Annotated in this window: 20 protein-coding genes and 1 pseudogene; 4 read left to right on the top strand and 17 right to left on the bottom strand. The window is 70.5% G+C overall.

What is annotated here, in order from left to right; genetic code table 11:
* The 12 genes from OZN99_RS01655 to dnaK all read right to left on the bottom strand — a co-directional run.
* On the bottom strand, window positions 1–252 hold a 252-nt coding region (locus OZN99_RS01655; RefSeq protein WP_270933422.1), incomplete at its 3' end, for a translation initiation factor IF-2 associated domain-containing protein.
* Window positions 253–281: 29 nt separating this feature from the next.
* Window positions 282–1,019, bottom strand: coding sequence for an RNA-binding protein (locus tag OZN99_RS01650; protein ID WP_333779711.1), 738 nt, complete (start codon window positions 1,017–1,019; stop codon window positions 282–284).
* A 13-nt stretch (window positions 1,020–1,032) separates the two neighbouring features.
* A complete protein-coding gene (gene nusA, locus OZN99_RS01645) occupies window positions 1,033–2,646 on the bottom strand; it encodes a transcription termination factor NusA (protein WP_270933421.1) in 1,614 nt (537 codons plus the stop codon).
* A gap of 3 nt (window positions 2,647–2,649) precedes the next feature.
* Window positions 2,650–3,198, bottom strand: a complete 549-nt coding sequence (gene rimP, locus OZN99_RS01640) for a ribosome maturation factor RimP (protein ID WP_270933420.1) — start codon at window positions 3,196–3,198, stop codon at window positions 2,650–2,652.
* A 149-nt stretch (window positions 3,199–3,347) separates the two neighbouring features.
* Entirely contained in the window at window positions 3,348–3,836 is a 489-nt protein-coding gene (locus OZN99_RS01635; RefSeq protein WP_270933419.1) for a hypothetical protein, read from the bottom strand.
* A 75-nt stretch (window positions 3,837–3,911) separates the two neighbouring features.
* A complete protein-coding gene (gene trmB / locus OZN99_RS01630) occupies window positions 3,912–4,634 on the bottom strand; it encodes a tRNA (guanine(46)-N(7))-methyltransferase TrmB (protein ID WP_270933423.1) in 723 nt (240 codons plus the stop codon).
* On the bottom strand, window positions 4,624–5,229 hold the full coding sequence (locus OZN99_RS01625; RefSeq protein WP_270933418.1) for a methyltransferase domain-containing protein: 606 nt from the start codon (window positions 5,227–5,229) through the stop codon (window positions 4,624–4,626). Before OZN99_RS01625 ends, trmB begins: the two co-directional genes overlap by 11 nt.
* Before the next feature lie 72 nt (window positions 5,230–5,301).
* A complete protein-coding gene (metK, locus tag OZN99_RS01620) occupies window positions 5,302–6,489 on the bottom strand; it encodes a methionine adenosyltransferase (protein ID WP_270933417.1) in 1,188 nt (395 codons plus the stop codon).
* 139 nt (window positions 6,490–6,628) lie between these two features.
* Window positions 6,629–7,282, bottom strand: a complete 654-nt coding sequence (locus tag OZN99_RS01615; RefSeq protein WP_270933416.1) for a hypothetical protein — start codon at window positions 7,280–7,282, stop codon at window positions 6,629–6,631.
* A gap of 82 nt (window positions 7,283–7,364) precedes the next feature.
* Window positions 7,365–8,135: a 4-hydroxy-tetrahydrodipicolinate reductase gene (dapB, locus tag OZN99_RS01610; RefSeq protein WP_270933415.1), complete on the bottom strand. Its 771-nt coding sequence runs from the start codon at window positions 8,133–8,135 to the stop codon at window positions 7,365–7,367.
* 316 nt (window positions 8,136–8,451) lie between these two features.
* A complete protein-coding gene (dnaJ, locus tag OZN99_RS01605) occupies window positions 8,452–9,603 on the bottom strand; it encodes a molecular chaperone DnaJ (RefSeq protein ID WP_270933414.1) in 1,152 nt (383 codons plus the stop codon).
* A 100-nt stretch (window positions 9,604–9,703) separates the two neighbouring features.
* Entirely contained in the window at window positions 9,704–11,635 is a 1,932-nt protein-coding gene (gene dnaK, locus OZN99_RS01600; RefSeq protein WP_270933413.1) for a molecular chaperone DnaK, read from the bottom strand.
* A 285-nt stretch (window positions 11,636–11,920) separates the two neighbouring features.
* Here dnaK and OZN99_RS01595 point away from each other — a divergent pair, with 285 nt between their 5' ends.
* The 3 genes and pseudogenes from OZN99_RS01595 to OZN99_RS01585 form a co-directional block, all read left to right on the top strand.
* On the top strand, window positions 11,921–13,204 hold the full coding sequence (locus OZN99_RS01595) for a DUF3422 family protein (RefSeq protein WP_270933412.1): 1,284 nt from the start codon (window positions 11,921–11,923) through the stop codon (window positions 13,202–13,204).
* A 132-nt stretch (window positions 13,205–13,336) separates the two neighbouring features.
* Window positions 13,337–14,125: a peptidoglycan-binding protein gene (locus tag OZN99_RS01590; protein WP_270933410.1), complete on the top strand. Its 789-nt coding sequence runs from the start codon at window positions 13,337–13,339 to the stop codon at window positions 14,123–14,125.
* A 175-nt stretch (window positions 14,126–14,300) separates the two neighbouring features.
* Window positions 14,301–14,766, top strand: a pseudogene (locus OZN99_RS01585) (IS481 family transposase); the annotation flags it as partial.
* On the opposite strand, the gene OZN99_RS01580 reads toward OZN99_RS01585, so the two are convergent.
* Window positions 14,739–15,635 carry a LysR family transcriptional regulator gene (locus OZN99_RS01580; RefSeq protein ID WP_270933409.1) on the bottom strand — a complete coding sequence of 299 codons (897 nt, stop codon included), beginning with the start codon at window positions 15,633–15,635 and terminating at the stop codon, window positions 14,739–14,741. The pseudogene OZN99_RS01585 and the gene OZN99_RS01580 sit on opposite strands and share 28 nt — an antisense overlap.
* A 101-nt stretch (window positions 15,636–15,736) precedes the next feature.
* Here OZN99_RS01580 and OZN99_RS01575 point away from each other — a divergent pair, with 101 nt between their 5' ends.
* Window positions 15,737–16,714 carry an NAD(P)-dependent alcohol dehydrogenase gene (locus tag OZN99_RS01575; protein ID WP_270933408.1) on the top strand — a complete coding sequence of 326 codons (978 nt, stop codon included), beginning with the start codon at window positions 15,737–15,739 and terminating at the stop codon, window positions 16,712–16,714.
* 377 nt (window positions 16,715–17,091) lie between these two features.
* On the opposite strand, the gene OZN99_RS01570 is transcribed toward OZN99_RS01575, so the two are convergent.
* The 4 genes from OZN99_RS01570 to OZN99_RS01555 form a co-directional block, all read right to left on the bottom strand.
* Window positions 17,092–18,273 carry an NAD(P)/FAD-dependent oxidoreductase gene (locus OZN99_RS01570; protein WP_270933407.1) on the bottom strand — a complete coding sequence of 394 codons (1,182 nt, stop codon included), beginning with the start codon at window positions 18,271–18,273 and terminating at the stop codon, window positions 17,092–17,094.
* A gap of 3 nt (window positions 18,274–18,276) precedes the next feature.
* Complete coding sequence (locus OZN99_RS01565) at window positions 18,277–19,869, bottom strand: FAD-dependent oxidoreductase (protein WP_270933406.1); 1,593 nt, start codon at window positions 19,867–19,869, stop codon at window positions 18,277–18,279.
* Between the two features lie 110 nt (window positions 19,870–19,979).
* The gene (locus tag OZN99_RS01560; protein WP_270933405.1) at window positions 19,980–20,600 is read right to left on the bottom strand and encodes a glutathione S-transferase family protein; all 621 of its coding nucleotides are present in this window, start codon (window positions 20,598–20,600) and stop codon (window positions 19,980–19,982) included.
* The gene (locus OZN99_RS01555) at window positions 20,597–21,460 is read right to left on the bottom strand and encodes an SDR family oxidoreductase (protein ID WP_270933404.1); all 864 of its coding nucleotides are present in this window, start codon (window positions 21,458–21,460) and stop codon (window positions 20,597–20,599) included. Before OZN99_RS01555 ends, OZN99_RS01560 begins: the two co-directional genes overlap by 4 nt.
* Window positions 21,461–21,602 lie beyond the last annotated feature (142 nt).

Raw genomic sequence — 21,602 nt, 5'->3', positions numbered from 1 at the left:
GCCCGGCTTGGGCGCGCCGCCGATGGCGGGCTTCGCCGCAGGCCCCGCAGCGGCGGGGCCGGCCGGCTTCGCCGCCGGCACGCCAGGCGCCGGGCGCTTCTTCACCACCTCCACCTGCACGACCTTGCTGCGGCCGTGGCTGAAGGACTGGCGCACGCTTCCGCCGTCAACGGTCTTGCCCAGGTCCAGGCGCCCGCCCGGCCGGAGCGAGAGCCGGCCCTTGCCTGAATCCTGGTCGTTCTGGTCGCTCATCCGCCGATCCGAACCCGATGTCTCGTCTGTCATTCCGTTCCTTCGGTCGCGCCGTCGCGGCCGCGGTGATGCGCGTCCCGCGGGGCGCGTTGGTCACGCCGTGCCGGATCCTCGCCCGGCTTGCGGCCGCCACGCGGCTGCGTGGCTCCCGTGTCTCCGGCCACCGGGATCATCCCCGCCAGCCGCGCGGCTTCCGCCGCAATCCTCTCCGCCAGCCGCCCGGGGGCGATGGCGACATGCACCGCCCGGTCCCGGCCGAACAGTGCGCCCAGCTCCGCCGCGGTCAGCGGCGCCACCGCCGGCAACTGGCGGAGGCCGACCAGCCTGGCCTTCTCCGCCGGGCTGCCGTCCGCCGCCTGCACCAGCAGGCCGACCCGGCCGGCCTGCAGCCATTCGCGGGCCGCCTGCCAACCGCTCACCGCCTGCCCCGCGCGCCGCGCGAAACCGACGAGATCCCGGACGCGCCCCCGAAGGCCGTCCTCGATGCATGCGCGAAGGTCGGGGGGCACAAGCACCTCGCCGCGGGCTGCCTTCGCAAAGGCCCCGCGGCGCGCAGCCTGTTCTATCACATCGGCCCTTGCGCTCAACCACATTCCCCGGCCGGGCAGTCGTTCGGCCAGATCGGGCACGATCCGGCGATCCGGGTCGAGCACGAAGCGGATCATCGCCTCCTTCGGCAGCCGCTCGCGCGTGACGAGGCATCGGCGGAGCGGACCCCGCTCCGTCTCCTCCTCATCCGCAGCCCCGTCGCCGCCTGCCTCCGGCAGGACGGGCAGGATCTCAGCCGCCGCGTGCGTCGTCCGTCTCCCCGCCTGCCGCGTCGCCCTCGCCTTCGGCGACGCCGTCCTCGGAATCGCCCTGCGCCTCCTCCAGCGGTTCGTCGCCGAACCAGCCGGCCGACTGGCGGGCGGCCATGATCACGGCGTTGGCCGTCTCCTCGTCCACCGCCTCGGCGCCGAGGATCTCGATCAGCTCGTCGCCGGCCAGGTCCGCCAGGTCCTCGAGCGTCTTGACGCCCTTCTCGCCCAGCGCGACCAGCATGGCCGGGGTGAAGCCGCCGACCTCGGCGACCGCATCCTCCACGCCCAGCTCGCGGCGCTTCTCGTCGAACTCCGCGTCGCGCTTCTCCAGGAAGGCGCTGGCGCGGCGCTTCAGCTCGGCGGCGATGTTCTCGTCGAAGCCCTCGATGCCGGCGAGCTCCTCGTCGTCCACGTTGACGATCTCCTCGATCGTCCCGAAGCCCTCGGTCACCAGCAGGCCGGCAATCACGTCGTCCACGTCCAGGCCCTCGACGAAGAGGCCGCTGCGCTTGCGGAAATCCTCCTGCCGGCGCTCGGATTCCTCGGCTTCCGTCAGGATGTCGATGTCGTAGCGCGTGAGCTGCGAGGCAAGGCGCACGTTCTGGCCGCGGCGGCCGATGGCCAGGCTGAGCTGGTCGTCCGGCACCACCACCTCGACACGGCGCCCCTCGTCGTCCAGCACGACCTTGCTGACTTCGGCGGGGGCGAGGGCGTTGACGATGAAGGTCGCCTGGTCGGGCGACCAGGGGATGATGTCGATCTTCTCGCCCTGCAGCTCCTGCACCACCGCCTGCACGCGGCTGCCGCGCATGCCGACGCAGGCGCCGACCGGGTCGATCGAGCTGTCGCGGCTGATCACCGCCATCTTGGCGCGGCTGCCGGGGTCGCGGGCGACCGCCTTGATCTCGATGATGCCGTCGTAGATCTCCGGCACTTCCTGCGCGAAGAGCTTGGCCAGGAAGCCGGGATGCGTGCGGCTGAGGAAGATCTGCGGCCCGCGCGGCTCCTCGCGCACGTCGTAGATGTAGGCGCGCACGCGGTCGCCGTTCTTGAAGGCCTCGCGCGGGATCGTCTCGTCGCGGCGCAGCAGGGCCTCGGCGCGGCCGAGGTCCACCATGAGGTTGCCGTACTCGGTGCGCTTGACGATGCCGTTGATGATCTCGCCGACGCGGTCCTTGTACTCGTGGTACTGCTTGCTGCGCTCCACCTCGCGCACGCGCTGCACGATCACCTGCTTGGCGGTCTGCGCGGCGATGCGGCCGAAGTCGATGGGCGGCAGCGGGTCCACGATGAACTCGCCGACCGCGATGCCCGGCTTGATCTTCTGGGCGATGCGGTGGGGGATCTGGGTGGCCTCGTTCTCCACCGGCTCCTGCTCCACCACCTCGGTCCAGCGGGAGAGCTTCACCTCGCCGGACTTGCGGTCGATGACGGCGCGGATGTCCTTCTCGTGCCCGTACTTGGCGCGGCCGGCCTTCTGGATGGCCTGCTCCATGGCCTCCAGAACCTCCTCGCGCTCGATCATCTTCTCGCGCGCGACGGCGTCGGCGACCTGCAACAGCTCGGGGCGTGCGATGGCGACGTCGAGGGCCATGGATCAGTGTCCCTTCGGAGTGGCGGCGGTTGCCGCGATGAGTTCATCGGTGAGCACGAGCTTCGCCTTGCGGATGTTGCCGCGCTGGAAGGCGACTTCGCTGCCGTCTTCCAGCTTCAGGCGCGCGACCTCGGCATCCGCGCCGAGGGCAATGCCCTTGAAGCGCTTGCGCCCCTCCTGCGGCACGACCAGTTCGACGGTCGCAACGTGTCCGGCAAAGCGGTTCCAGTCCTTGATCCGGGTCAAGGGGCGGTCGATGCCGGCGGAGGACACTTCCAGCATCCATTCGCCCCGGATCGGGTCCTCCACGTCGAGCACGGCGCCGATGGCGTGGCTGATCGCCTCGCAATCCTCGACGCGGAAGGGGGCGTCGTCGGTACGGTCGGCCATGATCTGCACGGTCGGGCGTTCCTTGCCGCTGACCTGCACCCGCACGAGCTCATAGCCCATCTGCCGCAGGCTGGGCAGGATGGCGGCGGCGATGCGCGCCTCCAGGCCCTCGTGGCGGGGCACGTCGTCGTCGGTCGGCAGGGCGGGGTCGGGCTGGGTCATGCGCAAAATGTCTGGCGCCGCCGGCCAACAAAAAAGGTGGCCCTTTCGGGCCACCTTCCGTTGAGCTCGGAAAGCGATCTACAGCCTATATAGGCCGACCCTCACCTCGGGGCAAGAACCGCGTCAGGACGGCCCGGGCAGCGCCGGCGTCACTCCGCGCCCGGCGGTGCCGGCACGCGCGCCAGATGCGTCACGCGGCGGCGCCCATGCGTCTTCACCGACAGGGGCGCGGCGTGGAGGCGGTTGTCGAACACCTCCGCGTGGCCGCGACGGGCGACGCGCACCAGGCAGAAATGGTCGGTCACACGGGTCAGCCACCAGCCTTCCGGCAGCCCCTGCCTGACCGCCCGGCAGAGCGTCGGCCGCCCTTCCAGCGGGTGAGGCTCGGCCCGGATGCCGATCTGGTCCAGCGCGCCGACCAGATCGCGCCACCAGGCGGTCACGATCTCACGTCCCGCCGGATAGCGCGTGGGCGCAACGCGGGCGAGCAGTTCGCAGGCACTGGCATAGGACAGCCCAGCCGCCGTCGCGACCGCGGCTGGCCCGCACCAGGGCGCATGTCCGCCGCGCTCGCCGGCGAAGTCCTCGGGCCGGCGCAGGCGGCGGGGGTGGTCGTCGTTCGCGGAGATCAACGGCATCGGGAGGACCTGCAAGGGAAACGCAGGCGCTCACAATAGCGTGAAGTATACGATCACACAATCGCGAAGATGGTCTCAGCGGCGCGCGAACACCCAATAGATCGGCGTCCGCCCCTCCCGCAGGGCCTTCGCCTCATAGCGGGTGCCGGGCCAGCCCGGGGGTCGTGCCGTGTTGCGGGAGAGCAGGGCGAAGTCGGCGGCGCCGGCCATCACCTCCTCGACCCAGAGCTGGTAGGTCGGGTCGTCGGAAGCGATGCGCCATTCGCCGCCCGGGCGCAGCGCACGCGCGACCAGCGGCAGCAGCGCCGGGTGCACGAAGCGCCGCTTGGCATGGCGCGCCTTCGGCCAGGGGTCTGGAAACAGCAGGAACAGCCGGTCCAGCGCGGCGTCTGGCAGGGCGGCCAGCAGGTGCCGCGCGTCCCGAGGCCAGAGGCGCAGGTTGCGGGGCAGGGCGCCGGTGGCTTCCTCCCCCTCCGCGACCAGGCGCGACAGCAGCGAGCAGAGGCCGTTCTCGAAAACCTCGGACGCGATGTAGGCCACTTCGGGGTGGGCCGCGATCTGGTCCAGCGCATGCTCCCCGCCGCCGAAGCCGACCTCGAGCCACAGCGGCGCGCCGGGCATGCCGAAGGCGGCGCGCGGATCCCCGGCCTGCTCCGCTGTCAGGCGCAGGCGCGGCAGGGTGATGTCGAGAAGGCGCTGCTGGCGCGGTCGCAGCGGATGGCCGCGGCGGCGGCCGTATAACCGGTCGGGGACGCCCTCGGCGAGACCCGGACGCGCCGCGCCCGCCTCAGCCGGCAGCTGTCGCGACCTGCTTGGCGGGCGCCTGCGCCGGGGCCTCGGCAGCGGCCTCGGCCGGCTTGCGGGCGATGGCCCAGACCACCAGAGGCACGTCCGGCTCGTTCTTCAGGTCGTGCTTCTCAGGATCGTAGATCGCCCATTTGTCGAGGTTGGCGATCAGGCAGGCGCGGTTGCCCCAGCTTTCCACGATCATGCCCTTATCCTCGAAGCCGGCGCGCACCAGCATGCTGCGCATGCCGGTCGGCGACCAGCGCGAGCAATCGAGCGGCCCGGCATGCAGCTTGATGAGGAAGGGCGTGCTGATGATGAAGGTGCCGCCCGGGTTGAGCATCGCGAAGACGTTCGCCGTCGCGGCGACCGGGTCGATCAAGTGCTCCCAGACCTGCTCGGCGATGATGCAGTCGTAGCGCTTCTCGCCGCGGTCGCGGCAGATGTCGAAGCTGGGGTAGGCCAGCGTCTCATACGAGCGGAAGCCGCGCCGCTTCCAGGCCCGGCCAGAGATCTCCGCGGCCGTCATCCGCTTGAGCGGCAGCTGGCGGCCCAGTTCCTCGAGCCGCCGCTCCATCACCACGCGAATCCAGTGCTGACCCGCCACGCCCTGCGCCTCCCAGGCTTGCCGCGATAGCGCCCGCGGCCGCCGAGGCGGCCGCGGGCGGCTGGTCGTGGGTTACCGCCCGAAGGCCCGCTTCAGATCGTCCACCAGGTCGGTCCGCTCCCAGGTGAAGGTGCCCTTCTCCGGGTCCGGCGTGCGGCCGAAATGGCCGTAGGCGCTGGTCGGCACGTAGATCGGCCGGTTCAGGTGCAGGTGCTCGCGGATGCCGCGTGGGGAGAGGTTGACCAGCCCGTCCACCACCTTGGCCAGCTTCACCTCGTCGATGTCCTTGCCCGTGCCGTGCAGGTCGAAATAGACCGACAGCGGCTTGGAGACGCCGATCGCGTAGCTGACCTGGATGGTGCACTTGTCGGCCAGGCCCGCCGCGACGACGTTCTTCGCCACGTAGCGGGCGGCATAGGCCGCCGAGCGGTCCACCTTCGTCGGGTCCTTGCCGCTGAACGCGCCCCCACCGTGCGGGGCCGCGCCGCCATAGGTGTCCACGATGATCTTGCGCCCGGTCAGGCCGCAGTCGCCGTCCGGCCCGCCGATGACGAACTTGCCGGTAGGGTTCACGTAGAACTCGTTGTCCGGGCACATCCAGCCCTTCGGCAGCGTGCTTTCCACCAGCGGGCGGAGCATGCGCTTGATCTCGGCCTGCTCCAGCCCCTCGACATGCTGGGTGGAGACGACGACGGAGGTCGCGCCGACCGGCTTGCCGTCCACGTAGCGCAGCGTCACCTGGGACTTGGCGTCGGGCAGCAGGCCCTCCACCGACTTGTCCTTGTTGCGGCGCAGCTCGCTGATGCGGCGCAGGATCATGTGCGCGTAGTAGAGCGGCGCCGGCATCAGGTCCGGCGTCTCGCGGCAGGCGTAGCCGAACATGATGCCCTGGTCGCCGGCGCCCTCGTCCTTGTTGCCGGCGGCGTCCACGCCCTGCGCGATGTGCGCGGACTGGGCGTGGAGGTGGCATTCCACATGGGCGTTCTGCCAGTGGAAGCCGTCCTGCTCGTAGCCGATGTCGTGGATGGCCATGCGGGCCAGGTGCTGCAGCAGGTCCGCCGTGACGCTGCCGGGGCCGCGGACCTCGCCCGCGAGGACGACGCGGTTGGTCGTCACCAGTGTCTCGCAGGCCACGCGCGAGTAGGGATCGGCCGTCAGGAAGGCGTCCAGCACCGTGTCGGAGATGCGGTCGGCCACCTTGTCGGGATGGCCCTCGGAGACGCTTTCCGAGGTGAAGAGATACTCGCCGGTATCGCGCATGGCGTGGTTCGGCCTCTTGTCGCGTGGGACGGCCGGCATGTCCCGGCCAGGACGGACCCGGCGGATCCGGGACGGGCGCGTATCGCAGCGGAGTGAGGCAGGGTCAAGGCATCCAGGGGCCGCCGCGCCGACGCCGGCGCTAACCCGTGGCGCTGGTGCCGCCCGTGGCTCCCGTCTTCCCCGCCGGCGGCTCGTCGGGCGGGACCCGCGAGCTGCGCTCGCCGCTGCGGGTGCCGAAGTAGAAGGCGAAGGCCGCGACGCAGAGCGTCCACAGCTCATTCGGCGTCGTGCTGACTATCTCCAGCAGCACGGCCAGCACCAGCGCCAGGACGGCCAGCGTGCCCGGCACGCCCACGCGCGACAGGTACTGCTCCAGCAGGAAGCGCCGGAACCCGCTGCTCTCCCGCCGGTCATCCTCCTCGATGATGCTCAGGAACTGCTCGACCGCGTCCTCGAGCGTGCTGAAGGAGCTGAGTTCCGGCTCGGTCCGGTTGGGGAAGTAGACGAAGTAGATGGTCTGGTCCTGCTCGGCGGGATCGGCGCCCGACCGTGTGCGGAAGCCGGCCTGAAGGATGTAGTTGCCGTGCAACTCCGCGATGTAGCCGACATCCACCTGGCCCTGGATCTGCACGCCGTTGATCGCGTAGTTCTTCTGGCAGCGCTCCGTGACGAAGGCGACGACGCTGTCCCAGGTGCGCGTCTGCTCCTCGATCTTGCGGCGCAGCCGGTCGAGCTTCCGCGCCGTCTGCTTCGACAATCCCTCGGCCGGCGGCGTCGATCCGGTGGTCGTCATGCGGCCCTCCCACGGCACGGGACGCAGCATGACCCGACGCCCGCCAGGGCCGCAACACGGCCGGAACGAGCGATCCGGTCGGCTACATCCCGAGCACGTCCTTCATGCCGTAGAGTCCCGGCGCCCGGCCCCGCAGCCAGAGCGCCGCGCGCACCGCGCCGGTGGCATAGGCGCGGCGGTCGAAGCTGCGATGCGTCAGCGCGATATGCTCGGTCGCGGCGGCGAAGAGCAGCGTGTGCTCGCCCACCACCTGGCCGCCGCGCAGTGCGGCGAAGCCGATGGCGCCGCTGGCGCGCGGCCCGGTGTGGCCATCCCGCCCGCTCTCGATCCCGGCTTCCTCCAGCGTGGTGCCGCGGCCCCGCGCCACCGCGCGACCCATCGCGACGGCCGTGCCGGAGGGGGCGTCCACCTTCTGCCGGTGGTGCATCTCGACGATCTCGGCGTCGTACTGCGTGCCCGGCAGGGCGGCGGCCATCCGCTCGGCAAGGGCCAGCACCAGGTTCACGCCGGGCGCGAAATTGGCGGCATAGACCACCGGGACGCGCTGCGCGGCCTCGGCCACCGCGCGTTCCTGCGCGGCGTTCAGACCGGATGAGCCGAGCACGAACCCCTTGCCGGAGGCCGCCGCCAGGGCGGCATGCGGCGCCGCTTCCTCGGCATGGGTGAAGTCGATGACGACATCCGACTCGGCGAACAGGGCGCCGGCGTCGGGCAGCAGCGGGATTCCTGCGGGTGGGGCCTTGGCCGAGCCCGGGCGGATGGTGCCGCCGGCGAGGGTGAGGCCGGCCGCGGCGACCTCCTCGGCCAGCAAGCGGCCCATGCGGCCGGCAATGCCGGCGATGCCGATGCGCATGCCTGTTCCCTCCGAAGCTGTCGGGCTGGCTTTCGCGCGCCCAGGGGAGGGGGTCAAGGCGGCGGCGGACGACGACGCGCCTGCCGCGCCAGGTGGCGCGGGCGGCCGTGCTCAGGCTGGGGCGTCGAAGGGGGGCGGGCGGCGACACGGGTGGGACCGTCTCCGTGCCGCCGCCTGCCGGAGCCGCCGCTGGGGGGATGCGACGGTCGCAGGTTACAACGTGGGCAGCTGCCCCAGGTTTCCCAGCCGGACAAGCCTCAACCGGGGGCGTGCGCGTCACATGCGCGTTGGCGGCGCGCTGCGCAGGTGGGCCGGGCTAGCGACCGAGCCCGTCCCAGAACTCCTTCACCTTGGCGAAGAAGCCTTCGCTTTCGGGCGAAGAGCGGCTGTTGCCGTCGCATTCCCGCTCGAACTCCGCCAGCAGCTCCTGCTGTCGCTTGGTCAGGTTCTGCGGCGTCTCCACGGCGACCTGCACATACATGTCGCCGCGGGCCGCGCTGCGCAGGACGGAGAAGCCCTTGCCGCGCAGGCGGAACTGGTCGCCGGTCTGGGTCCCGGCGGGGATCGTCACCTTGGCGCGGCCGCCATCCACCGTCGGCACCTCCACCGCGCCGCCAAGCGCAGCCTGCGTCATGCGCAGGGGCACGCGGACGAAGATGTTGGCGCCATCGCGCTGGAAGATCGGGTGGGACCGCACGCCGACATCCACATAGAGGTCGCCCGCCGGCGCCCCGCGCAGCCCGGCCTCGCCCTCGCCGGATAGGCGGATGCGTGTGCCGTCCTCGACCCCGGCCGGGATGGTGACGGACAACGTGCGGTCGCGCTGCACGCGGCCCTGGCCGGCGCAGACCTTGCAGGGGTTCTTCACCACGCGCCCGGCGCCGCCGCAGGTGGGGCAGGTGCGCTCGATCAGGAAGAAGCCTTGCTGGGCGCGGACCTTGCCCGACCCGCCGCAGGTGCCGCAGGTCGCCGCAGCCTGCGCCGCCGGGCCTTCCGCTCCGGTGCCCTTGCAGGCCTCGCAGGCGACGGTGGTGCCGACGCGGATGGTCTTCTTCGCGCCGGCGAAGGCCTCTTCCAGCGTCACCTCGACAGAGGTGCGCAGGTCGCTCCCGCGGCCGACCGGCCCGCGGCCGCGCGCGCCGCCGCGAAGGCCGCCGAACATCTCCTCGAAGATGTCCTCGAAGGCGCCGCCGAAGGGGTTGCCGCCGCCGAAGCCGCCGCCCGCGCCCCCGCCATTGCCCTGCTCGAAGGCGGCATGGCCGAAGCGATCGTAGGCCGCGCGCTTCTCGGCGTCCTTCAGGACGTCGTAGGCCTCGTTCAGCTCCTTGAACTTCGTCTCGGCCGCCGCGTCGCCCTGGTTGCGATCCGGGTGGTACTGCATGGCGAGCTTGCGGTAGGCCTTCTTCAGGTCCTCCTCGCTCGCGTCGCGGGCGACGCCCAGCACCTGGTAGTAGTCACGCTTGGCCATGGGGCCGACGGTCCTCGATGCGCAGAGCGGTCAACAGGGCGACGCCCGACCCCCTTTCGGAAGCCGGGCGCGCCGTTCACTAGCCGATCCGAGGATGCCCTTACGAGGGCTTCTTCTTGTTCGGGTCCACTTCCTCGAACTCGGCGTCCACCACCTTGTCGTTCGGCTTGCCGCCAGCGGACTGCGGGCCGGCGGCCCCTTCGCCGGCGGTCTGCTGGGCCTCGGCCTGCTGCGCCTTGTAGAGCGCCTCGCCCATCTTCATCGCGGCCTGGGACAGGCGCTCGTTGGCGGCGCGGATCGCCTCGGCGTCCTGGCCTTCCATCGCCGTGCGGGCTTCCGCGATCGCGGACTCCACATCGGCCTTCTCGGCCGCGCCGACCTTGTCGCCGCTCTCCTTCAGCGTCTTCTCGGTCTGGTGCACCAGCGCGTCGAGGCTGTTGCGGGCCTCCACCGCCTCGCGGCGCTTCTTGTCGGCGTCCGCATTCGCCTCGGCCTCGCGCACCATGCGCTCGATGTCGGCGTCGGACAGGCCCGACTTGGCCTGGATGCGGATCTGCTGCTCCTTGCCGGTCGCCTTGTCCTTCGCGCTGACGCTGACGATGCCGTTGGCGTCGATGTCGAAGGTCACCTCGATCTGCGGCACGCCGCGCGGCGCGGGCGGGATGCCCTGCAGGTCGAACTGGCCGAGCAGCTTGTTGTCCGCCGCCATCTCGCGCTCGCCCTGGAACACCTTGATGGTCACCGCCGACTGGTTGTCGTCCGCGGTGCTGAACACCTGGGACTTCTTGGTCGGGATGGTGGTGTTGCGGTCGATCAGGCGGGTGAAGACGCCGCCCAGCGTCTCGATGCCGAGCGACAGCGGCGTGACGTCCAGCAGCAGCACGTCCTTGACGTCGCCCTTCAGCACGCCGCCCTGGATGGCGGCGCCGATGGCGACGACCTCGTCCGGGTTGACGTTGCGCGCGGGCTCCTTGCCGAAGAACTGCTTCACCGCCTCGATGACCTTCGGCATGCGGGTCATGCCGCCGACCAGGATCACCTCGTCCACCTCGTTGGCAGCGAGGCCGGCATCCTTCAGCGCCTGGCGGCAGGGCTCCAGAGTCTTCTGGACCAAGTCGTCCACCAGCGCCTCCAGCTTGGCGCGCGTCAGAGTCAGCACCAGGTGCTTTGGCCCGCTGGCGTCGGCGGTGATGAAGGGCAGGTTGATCTCGGTCTGCTTGGAGGAGGAGAGCTCGATCTTGGCCTTCTCGGCTGCCTCCTTCAGGCGCTGCAGGGCGAGCTTGTCGCCGCGCAGGTCGATGCCCTGCTCCTTCTTGAACTCGTCGGCCAGGTAGTCGATGACGCGCGCGTCGAAGTCCTCGCCGCCCAGGAAGGTGTCGCCGTTGGTGGACTTCACCTCGAAGACGCCGTCGCCGATCTCCAGGATGGAGACGTCGAAGGTGCCGCCGCCCAGGTCGTACACCGCGATGGTGCCGCCCTTCTTCTGGTCCATGCCGTAGGCCAGCGCGGCGGCCGTCGGCTCGTTGATGATGCGCAGCACCTCGAGCCCGGCGATCGCGCCGGCTTCCTTGGTGGCCTGGCGCTGGGCGTCGTTGAAGTAGGCGGGGACGGTGATGACGGCCTGCGTCACCTTCTCGCCGAGATAGGCCTCGGCCGTCTCCTTCATCTTGGTCAGGACGTTGGCGCTGATCTGCTGGGGTGCGAACTTCTCGCCATTCGCCTCGACCCAGGCGTCGCCGTTGGCCGCGCGGGTGATGGTGTAGGGCACCAGGCCCTTGTCCTTGGCGACCATCGGGTCGTCGAAGCGACGGCCGATCAGGCGCTTCACCGCGTAGAGCGTGTTCATGGGGTTGGTCACGGCCTGCCGCTTGGCGGACTGGCCGACCAGCCGCTCGCCGTTCTTGGCGAAGGCGACCATGGAGGGGGTGGTGCGGGCGCCCTCGGCGTTCTCGATCACCCTGACGTCCTTGCCTTCCATGATGGCGACGCAGGAGTTCGTGGTACCGAGGTCGATCCCGATGACCTTGCTCATCCGTTCAATCTCCTCTGCGGCGGACGGGGGCGGCCCAGCGGGAGGGGGATACCCGCCCGCCCTGAGGCACCGCGCCCGCCCCCTTGGCTGCTGCCGCGCCGGCGGCGCGGTGCGGATGGTGGGGGTGGTAGGTGAGTGGCGCCGGGCCGATCACCGGCCCTCGCAGCCTGCCATGTATTGAGGCAGTGGGCAGGGAACAAGACCCGAAACCGCAACCCGCGCGCGCATGGCTGGCATCTGCGCTGGCCGCTCGGCGCTTGAGCCGGCTATATCCCCGTTCACGACATGATTCGCCCCCTCCCCCTGCACCCCGACCGCGACCTGCTGGCCGGGGAGCTGCACGCCCGCCCGCCCCTGCCGCTCGCCACCCCGGTGGCCATCAGCCGGCTGGCGAACGTCAACGAGCCCGGGGCCGACCGCGGGGCTGCCGTGGAGCACCTGGCCGTGCTGTGCCGGCGCTACGGCGTGACGCCGCCGGCGCCGGGTGCCGACTTCGTGCTGGCCGATTTCGGCCGGTTCAGCCTGCGCTACGAGCGCCACACCGAATTCGACGGCTGGACCTTCTTCCGGGCCGGCCCGGACGCCTCCGCCCCCGACCCCTTCGTCGAGCCGGCGATCGACGCCGTGCCGACGGACTGGCTGGCGGATCTGCCGGGCCGCACCCTGGTGGCCTGCCACATCGCCGTGGTCCGCACCGAGGGCGAGGACGAGCCGCCGCCACCCAACTGTTTCGTTCCCGACAACCTGGCCGGCGCGAACCTCTCGGCCGGCGCCGCCACCTGCTGGACCGACTTCCGGCTGGGCACCGACGGCTTCACCCGGCTGCTGCTGCAGGACCACGGCATGACGCCGGCGCTGGCCGGCCGGCTGGCCCAGGCCCTGTGGGAGATCGAGACCTACCGGATGCTGGCGCTGCTGGCCCTGCCGGCGGCGCGCGCCGTCTCCGGCGAGCTCGGCCGCGCCTCGGAGCAGCTGGCCGCCATCGCCAGCCGCCTCCCCGGGCTGACCGCGTTGGAGGACGAGCGGCACGCGCTGGAGGAGCTGACCGCGCTGGCCACCAGCATCGAGCAGCAGGCGGCCACCACCGCGGACCGCTTCTCCGCGGCGCGGGCGTACCACGTTCTGGTCGGGCGCCGCCTGCAGGTGCTGCGGGAGCAGCGGCTGCACGGCCTGCCGACCCTTTCGGAATACCTGGAGCGCCGGCTGGATCCGGCGATGTCCACGGTGGATGCGGCGCGCACACGCATCCAGACGCTGTCCACCCGGTGCGCCCGGGCGGTGGAGCTGCTGCGCGCCCGCGTCGCCGTGGCGCAGGAGGCGCAGACGCAGAAGCTTCTGGCAGCGATGGCCGATACCGGGCGCGCCCAGTTGAAGCTGCAGGAGACGGTGGAGGGCCTCTCCGTCGCGGCGATCAGCTACTACGTGCTGTCCCTGCTGGGTTATGCGCTGAAGCCGCTGTCCTGGCCCGGCGCTGTGACCGGAGATGCGGTGCTGGCACTGCTGGTCCCGCTGGTCGCCGCCTTCGTCTGGGTGCGGATGCGCCGGCGCCGCATCAGGCCCGTGCTGTAGCGTCGGTCCGCTCGCGCCCGGTCCGGTTGTGTCCGGTCCGGTTGTGCCCGGTCCGTCAGGGCACGGAGTCGTTGTTCCGCCTCATCGCGCTGCGGTAGCGTCCCCGGGCCGGTTTCCGGCCAGGAGGATCACATGCCCGCCAAGCCGCCGCCCGGCCCGGTCTTCCCGGGCACCGTCATCAAGCGGAACTCTGCGCATACGGATGCCGTGATCGCCGTGCAGCAGCGCCTGAACGCCCTCGGCATGGCGCAGCTGCCAGTCAACGGCCTGTTCGACGGCGCAACCGAAGCCGCCGTCAAGCGCTTCCAGGGCCTGTTCAACGACCTGAAGGGAAACCCGCTCTCGGCCGATGGCGAGGTGGGCGAGCTGAGCTGGGGGGCGCTGTTCGGCGCCGCCTCGCTGCCCCCAATCGCACCCGGCGGCAAGCTGGCCGAGGCGGCGCTCGATGTGGCGCGCGGCCAGCTCGGCGTGAGCGAGAAGCCGCCCGGCTCCAACAAGGGGCCGGAGGTGGAGCGCTACCTTGCCTCGGTCGGCCTGGGTGGCGGCTTCGCCTGGTGCGCGGCCTTCGTCTATTTCTGCGCGGCGGAAGGTGCGAAGAAGATCGGCGCCGCCAATACCCTGCCGCGCACCGGCGGCGTGCTGGAGATGTGGCGGCGCGCGAAACAGGTCGGCCTGCCCTGCATCACCGCCGAGGCGGCCCGCGCGCAGCCCGCGATGGTGACCGCCGGCATGATCTTCATCATGCGGTTCAGCGAGACCACCGGCCACACCGGCTTCGTGGAGGCCCGCGACGGCGGCCGCCTGGTCACCATCGAGGGTAATTCCAACGACGGCGGCTCGCGCGAGGGGACCGGCGTGTTCCGGCTGGAACGCCGCACGCTCGGCATGCCGCAGCTACTGGGCTTCATCGGCCTGCCTTAGCCCGCGGCCGGCCCGGCGCCGTGACGACCCGGGCCGATCCGGCGGCCGCCATCGCGGCATCGCGTAGCCCGGCGGCGACGCCGCCATCCTTCGCCTCAGGGCATTAGGGGTGTGCAGTCCCGGGGTGTCGTGGTGCGTTCTCCCGTGAGCAGGAGGACGCCCTGGGGCAGTTGGTCTTCACGGCTCAGCCCGCACGACGCCGCGTGTTCGAGCCGAGCTCCAAGCAGCGAAAGAGGGCACCCGCGCCCGGGCCGCGCGCTACGGGCTGAACCCCAAGACCGTTGCCAAGTGGCGCCGGCGCCCCGATGCGGCCCTCACAGCCCCGCAGCACCAGCCTGACCGAGGCCGAGGAGGCAATCGTCGTCGAGTTCCGCCGCCGCACTCGGCTGCCCCTCGGCGCCAACACCAAGGCCAATGGCGCCGCGTTCCTCCGCGCGGTGGTCCAAGTCTTCCCTTGCCGGATCCACACCGTGCTGACCGACAACGGCATGGCCTTCGCCGACCGGCCGAAGAACCGCGGCCGCCACGCCGCCATGGAGGCCATCTGCGGCAGCCACATCCTTGACCGCGTCTCCGATCAGCACAGCATAGAGCACAAGCCGACCAAGCCCTGTCATCCCTGGACCAACGGCCAGGCCGACGCCAGCGCATCGGCGAGGAGATCGAACACCAGCCGCACCCGGCGGCTTGTGTGGAGCTCGCGATGCGTGGCGAGCCAGATCGGAAAGGCGAGCGGCGGCTCCTCCGGCAGCACCCTGCGCACCTTGGGCTCCGCGTCGCCCACGGATTCGGTGATCAGGCCGATGCCCAACCCCTGTCGCACCAGGGCCCAGTGCACGAGGTGGCTGTCGGCGTGGACGGGGAAGTTCCGGGCCGTGAGATGCAGCCCCAGGGCGCGCAGGCCTTCGATGATCAGCTCCGTTCGGTCGAAGCCCACGAACGGCGCCTCCGTCAGGTCCGTCCAGCGGCTCGGGCGGCCCAGACGATGCAGGCACTCCGGCGTGGCATAGGGCCGCGCATGATCATCCGCGACCTTGCGCACGATGAGGTCGGCATCGCGGGACTCGAAGTTGCGGACGGCGATGTCGGCCTCGCGCCGCAGCAGGCTTATCGGGCGGTTGTCGGCGACGATCTCCACCGTGATGCCGGGATGCGCGGCACGCAGCCGCGCCACGATGGGCGGCAGCAGGTGCGCTGCATAGACCTCGCTCGCCGTGATGCGGATCGGCCCCTCGATCGCCTGCGACCGCCCCGACGCAACGAGCGACACCCGGCCCGCGGCCTCGCCCATGGCGCGGACATGCTCCAGCACCTCCCGTCCGGTGGGCGTCAGGGCGAGGCCGCGGCCGACACGCTCGAACAGCACAATACCTAGCGCCCGCTCCAGCGCCGCGACCTGGCGCCCGATCGTGGGTTGCGCCTGCCCGAGCAGACGTGCGGCGGCGGACAGCGAGCCGGTCTCCGCCGTGGCCAGGAAGGCCCGCGCGAGGGTCCAGTCGAAAGGTGGCATCTGCCGAATCATGCGAAACTGTATGGATTATCTGCGATTTCCGGCAATTTCTCCTGCAGGGACGCAGGAGCAGGACGGATCCCGCTGACCGGGAGACCACGATGAAGGCCGCCATCCACCGCCGCTACGGACCGCCGGAGGTGCTGCGGATCGAGGAGGTCCCGATGCCGCCCGTCGGTCGGCGGCACGTCCGCGTGCGGGTCCATGCCACCACCGTCACCTCGGGCGATGCCCGCCTGCGCGCCGCGCGTACGCCGGCGATCTTCGCGCTGCCGATCCGTCTCGCCTTCGGCCTGCGAGGGCCCAGGCAGCCGATTCCCGGCATGGAGTTCGCGGGGGAGGTCGAGGCGGTCGGTGCCGATGTCACGCGCTTCCGACCGGGCCAGGCGGTGTTCGGCATCACGACGCGCGGCGCCAATGCGGAATACCTGTCGGTTCGCGACGACGCGGCGATCGTCCCGAAGCCGCCCGGCCTGACCCATGCCGAGGCGGCTGCCGCACCCTTCGGTGCGCTCGCCGCGCTGGTCTTCCTGCGGGACGTGGCGCGGCTGGTGCCGGGGGAGCGGGTGCTGGTGGTCGGCGCTGCGGGCGGCGTCGGGGTCTTCGCCGTGCAACTCGCGAAGCATCTCGGTGCCCATGTGACGGGCCTGTGCAGCGCGGAGAACGCCGCGCTGGTGCGTGACCTCGGGGCCGACGCGGTGATCGATCGGCGGGCGGGTCCGGATGGTGCGACGCCAGGCGGCTACGACATCCTCCTCGATACGATCGGTGTGACCCGCTTCGCGGCATGGCGGCCGGCACTGGCACCGCGCGGGCGCCACCTGTTCCTCTCCTTCGGCCTGGGGGAGCTGGTGCAGATGATGCTGACGTCCTTGGGGCAGGGGCCGCGCGTGCTGTGCGGCTTCGCCGCGAACGACCCCGGCAAGCTTGCCTGCGTCGCGGACATGCTGGCGGCGGGCCTACTGCGCCCCGTGATCGGGGCGCGCTATCGGCTCGACGAGATCGCGGAAGCGCATCGCCACGTGGACAGCGGCGGCAAGCGCGGGAGCGCGGTGGTCAGCATCATCGACCCGCGCTGAGCCTGCGCGGCTTACGCCACCTCAAGGCCGTCACGGATGCGGTTTCCCCGAGGGCGGCGGCCCCGACCATGGCTGGCCCCGGTGCGCCCGAGCCGGCTGGCGCAACAAGCGCGAGCGGCGACATGCGATTCCTCACAGATTATCGAGCGGGGTCGAAGGCGTGTGAAGGGCACCGCGCGACCCTGAGCGAAACGCGGCGTAGAGTGGCGAACCAGAGCGTAACTGGCGGGGCGGGTGCACCGGGGTTTGAACCGTCGCCGGTCGAGGCGGACGATCCGTCCGCGCCCGTGGAGCAGCGGGCGCATATCAGAGAACAAGGTGCGTCGTGCCCCGATCCGGACCCTCACATCAGCTTGGGTTCGCTCGCCAGCCGCATCCTACTGGATGCCGTGCCGTATACTCGGCGGATACCGGTCTACCGACAGTCCATCGTGAAACAGCGGATGCGCGTTTCCCTGCACTAGGGCCGCCGTAATCTCGGCACAGAGGGGTGCAAGCGTGTAGCCGTTGGGAACTGCTGCAGCGACAAAGAAGCCAGGGCAGGCTGCGCTCGGACCCAACACGGGACAGATGTCGGGAACCCGATAGATGTCTGCGCCCCAGCTGCGAAGAAGATTGATCCTGCCGAGGCGCGGGACCAAGGCGAGCGCGACTGCCAAGTTCCCTTCCACGCTTGCCCGCTGCACCTCCACGCCGCGCTCGCCGTATGTGCTCGGCCAGCCGCCACCAATGATGAGATTGCCACGTCTAGCCTGCTTCAGGGTCAACCGCTGACCGGCTTGCTGAACCAGATGCGGCACGAAGGCAGAGGTCGCTTCGGTAACATTCATCAGGAATGGGCGGGCTTCGACCGGCAGGAACACGCCGGCACGTTTCGCGATGTCCGCGGCGCCTGCTCCCGCTGCGTTAACGACGATGCGGCTGCGAACGACGCCCGTCGGCGTCCTGACCACGAAGCTGCCGGTCAGGCGCGTTAGGTCAAGTACGGGTGTCGAGAACGCAAATCGTGCTCCGGCACGGCGGGCTGCCCGGATCGCCGCCGGCGTGGCCAGAATGGGATTGACCCGGCCCTCAAGCGCACAGAACAGGACCGCCTCCACCTCGGGAGAAAGGTAGGGCGCAAGCCTCCGCACCGCGCTGCCCGTGACAAGCTCCACCGGTATGCCGAGCCGGCGCTGCCGATCAAGCATCGCGGCCAGAAGATCCGTCCGGTCGGCCATCGCCACCATGAGGCCGCCTTCGCATCCGAGCTCGATCGAGTCGCCGAGCTCGTCGTTCAGCCGGCGCCACGATTCAATCGCGGCCACATGCAGGGGCGCGGCGTGGTCCACCCCGCGAATGACATGCGCCTCAGTCGCGATGGCGAAGTGGGAGTTGATCTGGACGTGCAGGCTTCCGGCGTTCGCCCCCGATGCTCCGGCACCGATGTCCGCTGCATCGAGAACCAGCACATCTTGGCCGCACTGCGCCAGGCGCAATCCGATCAGGGCTCCGACGATGCCCGCCCCGATGATGAGAATGTCGGCTTCGTCGTCCCCCGCTGCTACCTCCGCCGCCATGCCTCAGGACTCCGGGCCTCGCGCCACCGACGCGATCGGAACCGGCCGCACCGGGGGTCTTGGCGCGAAGGCGCGAGGCTCGGCCAAAGGGGTGCCAGAACGGGTGGCGAGCAGGCGGATGAGAACCGGCCCGCAGTAGCGCCCCTGGCAGCGCCCCATGCCGGCGCGCGTTGCCCGCTTGAGGGCGCCAATCGTGGTGACGCCGCCATCGAGCTCGGCCTCAATCTCGGCCAAGCTGACATTCTCGCATCGGCAGATCGGCGTATCCGCCGCCGCGAGCTCGTGGCGCAGCTCCGGAGCGCGGAAGAGGCTCCAGAGTGCCGACTGGAACTTCCGGTGCTGCGCGAGGCGCGCACGGCAACGCCGCGTCTCGGTGAGCAGCTCGGGCGGGGTTGGACGATCGAGGTCCCTCGCGGCACGGCAGCCAGCTAGCCAGCCCTGCGCCAAGGCCGCATGAGCGCCCACCCGTCCTCCACCGTCGCCGGCGACGAGAACGCCCGGAACGCTCGTCGCGCCATCCTCGTCAGTCGCCACGGCGAAGGTCCCGCGCCCCGCATCGTGGCGAAGATCGCATCCAAGCAGCCGCGCGAGCTCGTTCTGAGGCTCGAGCCCATAGCCCATGCACACAAGATCCACGTCGTAGGTCGCGACATCGTAGGCGCTTGGCCTGCCGCTCGCGTCGATCCGGCGCAATCGCGCGCGCTGCGCTCGGCCGTCGCCTTCGATGCCCGCCAGCACCGTCGTGTAGTGAAGGTGCGTCCCGGCCCTCACAATGGAGGCGAGGTAGCGGAAGCCCTGCGCCAGCAACGGCGGTGCGTGCATCAGGCCGGCAACGCTCCGAAGCGAGGCCCAGCCCGGAGTGGAGGCCGCCTCTGCCAGGGCGACGACCTGCGCGCCTGCTTTCAAGAGCTCGTAGGCGAGCTGGAAGTTCAGGGGGCCGTTTCCGGCAATCAAGACGCGTCGACCCGGCGGGATGCCATGGGCGCGGAGCAAAGTCTGGGCAGCGCCGGTGGTCATAACGCCGGGCAAGGTCCAGCCTGGCAGCGGCAGGCCGCGCTCGAAGGCGCCGGTGGCGAGCACGGCGCGCCGAGGGCGGATACGAACGGTGCGATGCCCGATGAGGACCGCGAACTCCATTGGTCTAAATGCGCCCCAGACGACAGCCTGCGTGACGACCTGGACACAAAGGCCACGCACATCCGCGATCAGGCGCGCGCCTGACGTCATCTGGAAATCCGGCGTGACTCCGGCTGCCGCGTCACTGGGTTGCTTGTAATACTGCCCACCCAGCTTGTCCCGCTCGTCCAGCAGCACGACGCGCAGGCCATGCAGCGCACCCGCACGGGCAGCCGCGAGGCCGGCCGGCCCGCCACCGATGACCAGTAGATCCGGCTCTTCCGGGACATCGGGCGAGGGCTGCCCGGCGGCCGAGGCTCCGATTTGCCCGCACGATGTCATGCAGGCCCTGACGCATGACCCGTCGAAGAGCGTCACCGTGCACTCTCCGCAGACGCCCATGCCGCAGAAGAAGCCACGCGGGCTGCCGTCGTCGCTGTCGGTGATGTGGACCAGCCCATGCGCGGTCGCGGCGGCCATGAGGCTCACCGCCGCACCGCTGCCGATCGCGCCCGACCGGAGGAGGCGCTCGAGCGGCGGGAGGCTCGGATCCGACGCGCCGTCCGGCGCGGACGCAGCGCCACACCCGTTCATTCGAGCGGCCGCATTACGTTCCTGGCGTAGTGCGGGCTTCCGCACAGGCGCTCGAACCAGGCCATGAGCGATGGCAACGGCGGGCGCTCGACCGGCAACGCCATCCAGCGGTACACGAATGTGCCGAGCGGGATGTCGGCGATCGAGAGGTCGTCACCGGTCACGAACCGTCTGCCCCTGAGGTGCTCGTCCAGGAGCCGCCACGAGGTTGCGGCGGCTGCCAGGGCGCGTTCCGTGGCTGCCGGGTCCTTCTCGTCGTCGCGCGCACGAACGAGCTGGAAGAACAGGGTCCGCATGCTTGGAAGAATGTCCGTCAGCTGCCAATCCATCCAGCGTTCGGCGTCGGCGCGCGCGCGTGGATCGAGCGGACAGAGCTGGCCCGCGCCGAATGTCGCGGCGACGTAGCGGACGATGGCGTTCGATTCCCAGAGGACGAAGCCGGAATCCTCCAGCACCGGGACGCGAGCGTTCGGATTTAGCGCTCGGAACGACGCCGTCTGCAGGTCCGAGAAGAGGCCGCCAGCGTCGATGCGCTCGAACGGAACACCGAGTTCGTCACAGGTCCAGAGCACCTTCTGAACATTCACCGACGACTGTCGACCCCAGATCCTGATCACGTCGAAGCACCGCCATTCTCGGCCGCGGTCGGTGCATGTCCCCATACGGCGTCGCCGGCCAGCTCCGGCCAGCCGATCGGCCTGCTGGCGACGACGGCCGCCTCGACACCGACGCCTCCGTCAGGCCAGCGCGCGGCCGTGATGCGGCGGCCGTGGAAGCCGTCCGATGAATCGGACAGTAGCCAGCGTATCGGCGCGGCCATGATCTCCGGTCGCAACATGCTGCTGCGCGCCATGCCGATGTCGGGCACGAAGGCCGTGTCAGTCGGACCACCGGGAACCAAGACGTTCACGCCGATGCCGAGCTGACCCAGTTCGCGTGCCCAGACAGCGGACATGCATTCCAGTGCCGCTTTCGAGGCGCCGTATGGAAGCGCGTTGAGCATCGACCGAAAGCTTGTGGTTACGTTGACGATTCGTCCCCATTGCGCCGCGCGCATAAAGGGAAGAGCCTCCTGGCACAGCAGCATCGGGGCACGCGTGTTGATCGCGAAGAAGCGGTCCCACACATCGCAGGGAATCTCATCGAGGGCGGGCTGGCTCTGCACCCGCGCGGCGGGAACGCTGCGACTGCCGATGCCCGCATTGTTGATTACGGCGTGGAGGCTGCCGAAAGCTGCGACAGTGGCCTGTACCGCCTCGCGGCAGGCCGCCGGCGCGGCCAGGTCGCACGCGATGGCGAGCAATCCTGGCGGGCGGCCCAGGCTCTCGCTGAGCGCGCCAAGTGCCGCATCATCGGCATCGGCGCCGGCGACGCGATGCCCATCAGACAGGAGGGCCCGGACCATGATCGATCCCAGCCCGCCGGCAGCCCCGGTGACGAGAACGGTGCGCGAAGAACGCCCGGCGCCAGCAACCATGTTGCGGACGCTATCAAGGCGTTCGGATTGCGTAAAGCAGTCCGGTACGCGAACGTGATCGCGAACTTTGCTGTCTTGGATCCACCGTTCACCCGCATCGCGACACCTCGGACTTGCAATGCCCTGCGCGCCTCGGGAACGC

It is taken from the genome of Falsiroseomonas oryzae, from assembly GCF_027856955.1.
Taxonomy (GTDB): Bacteria; Pseudomonadota; Alphaproteobacteria; order Acetobacterales; family Acetobacteraceae; genus Falsiroseomonas; species Falsiroseomonas oryzae.
This window is presented reverse-complemented; position numbering and strand designations above follow the sequence as displayed.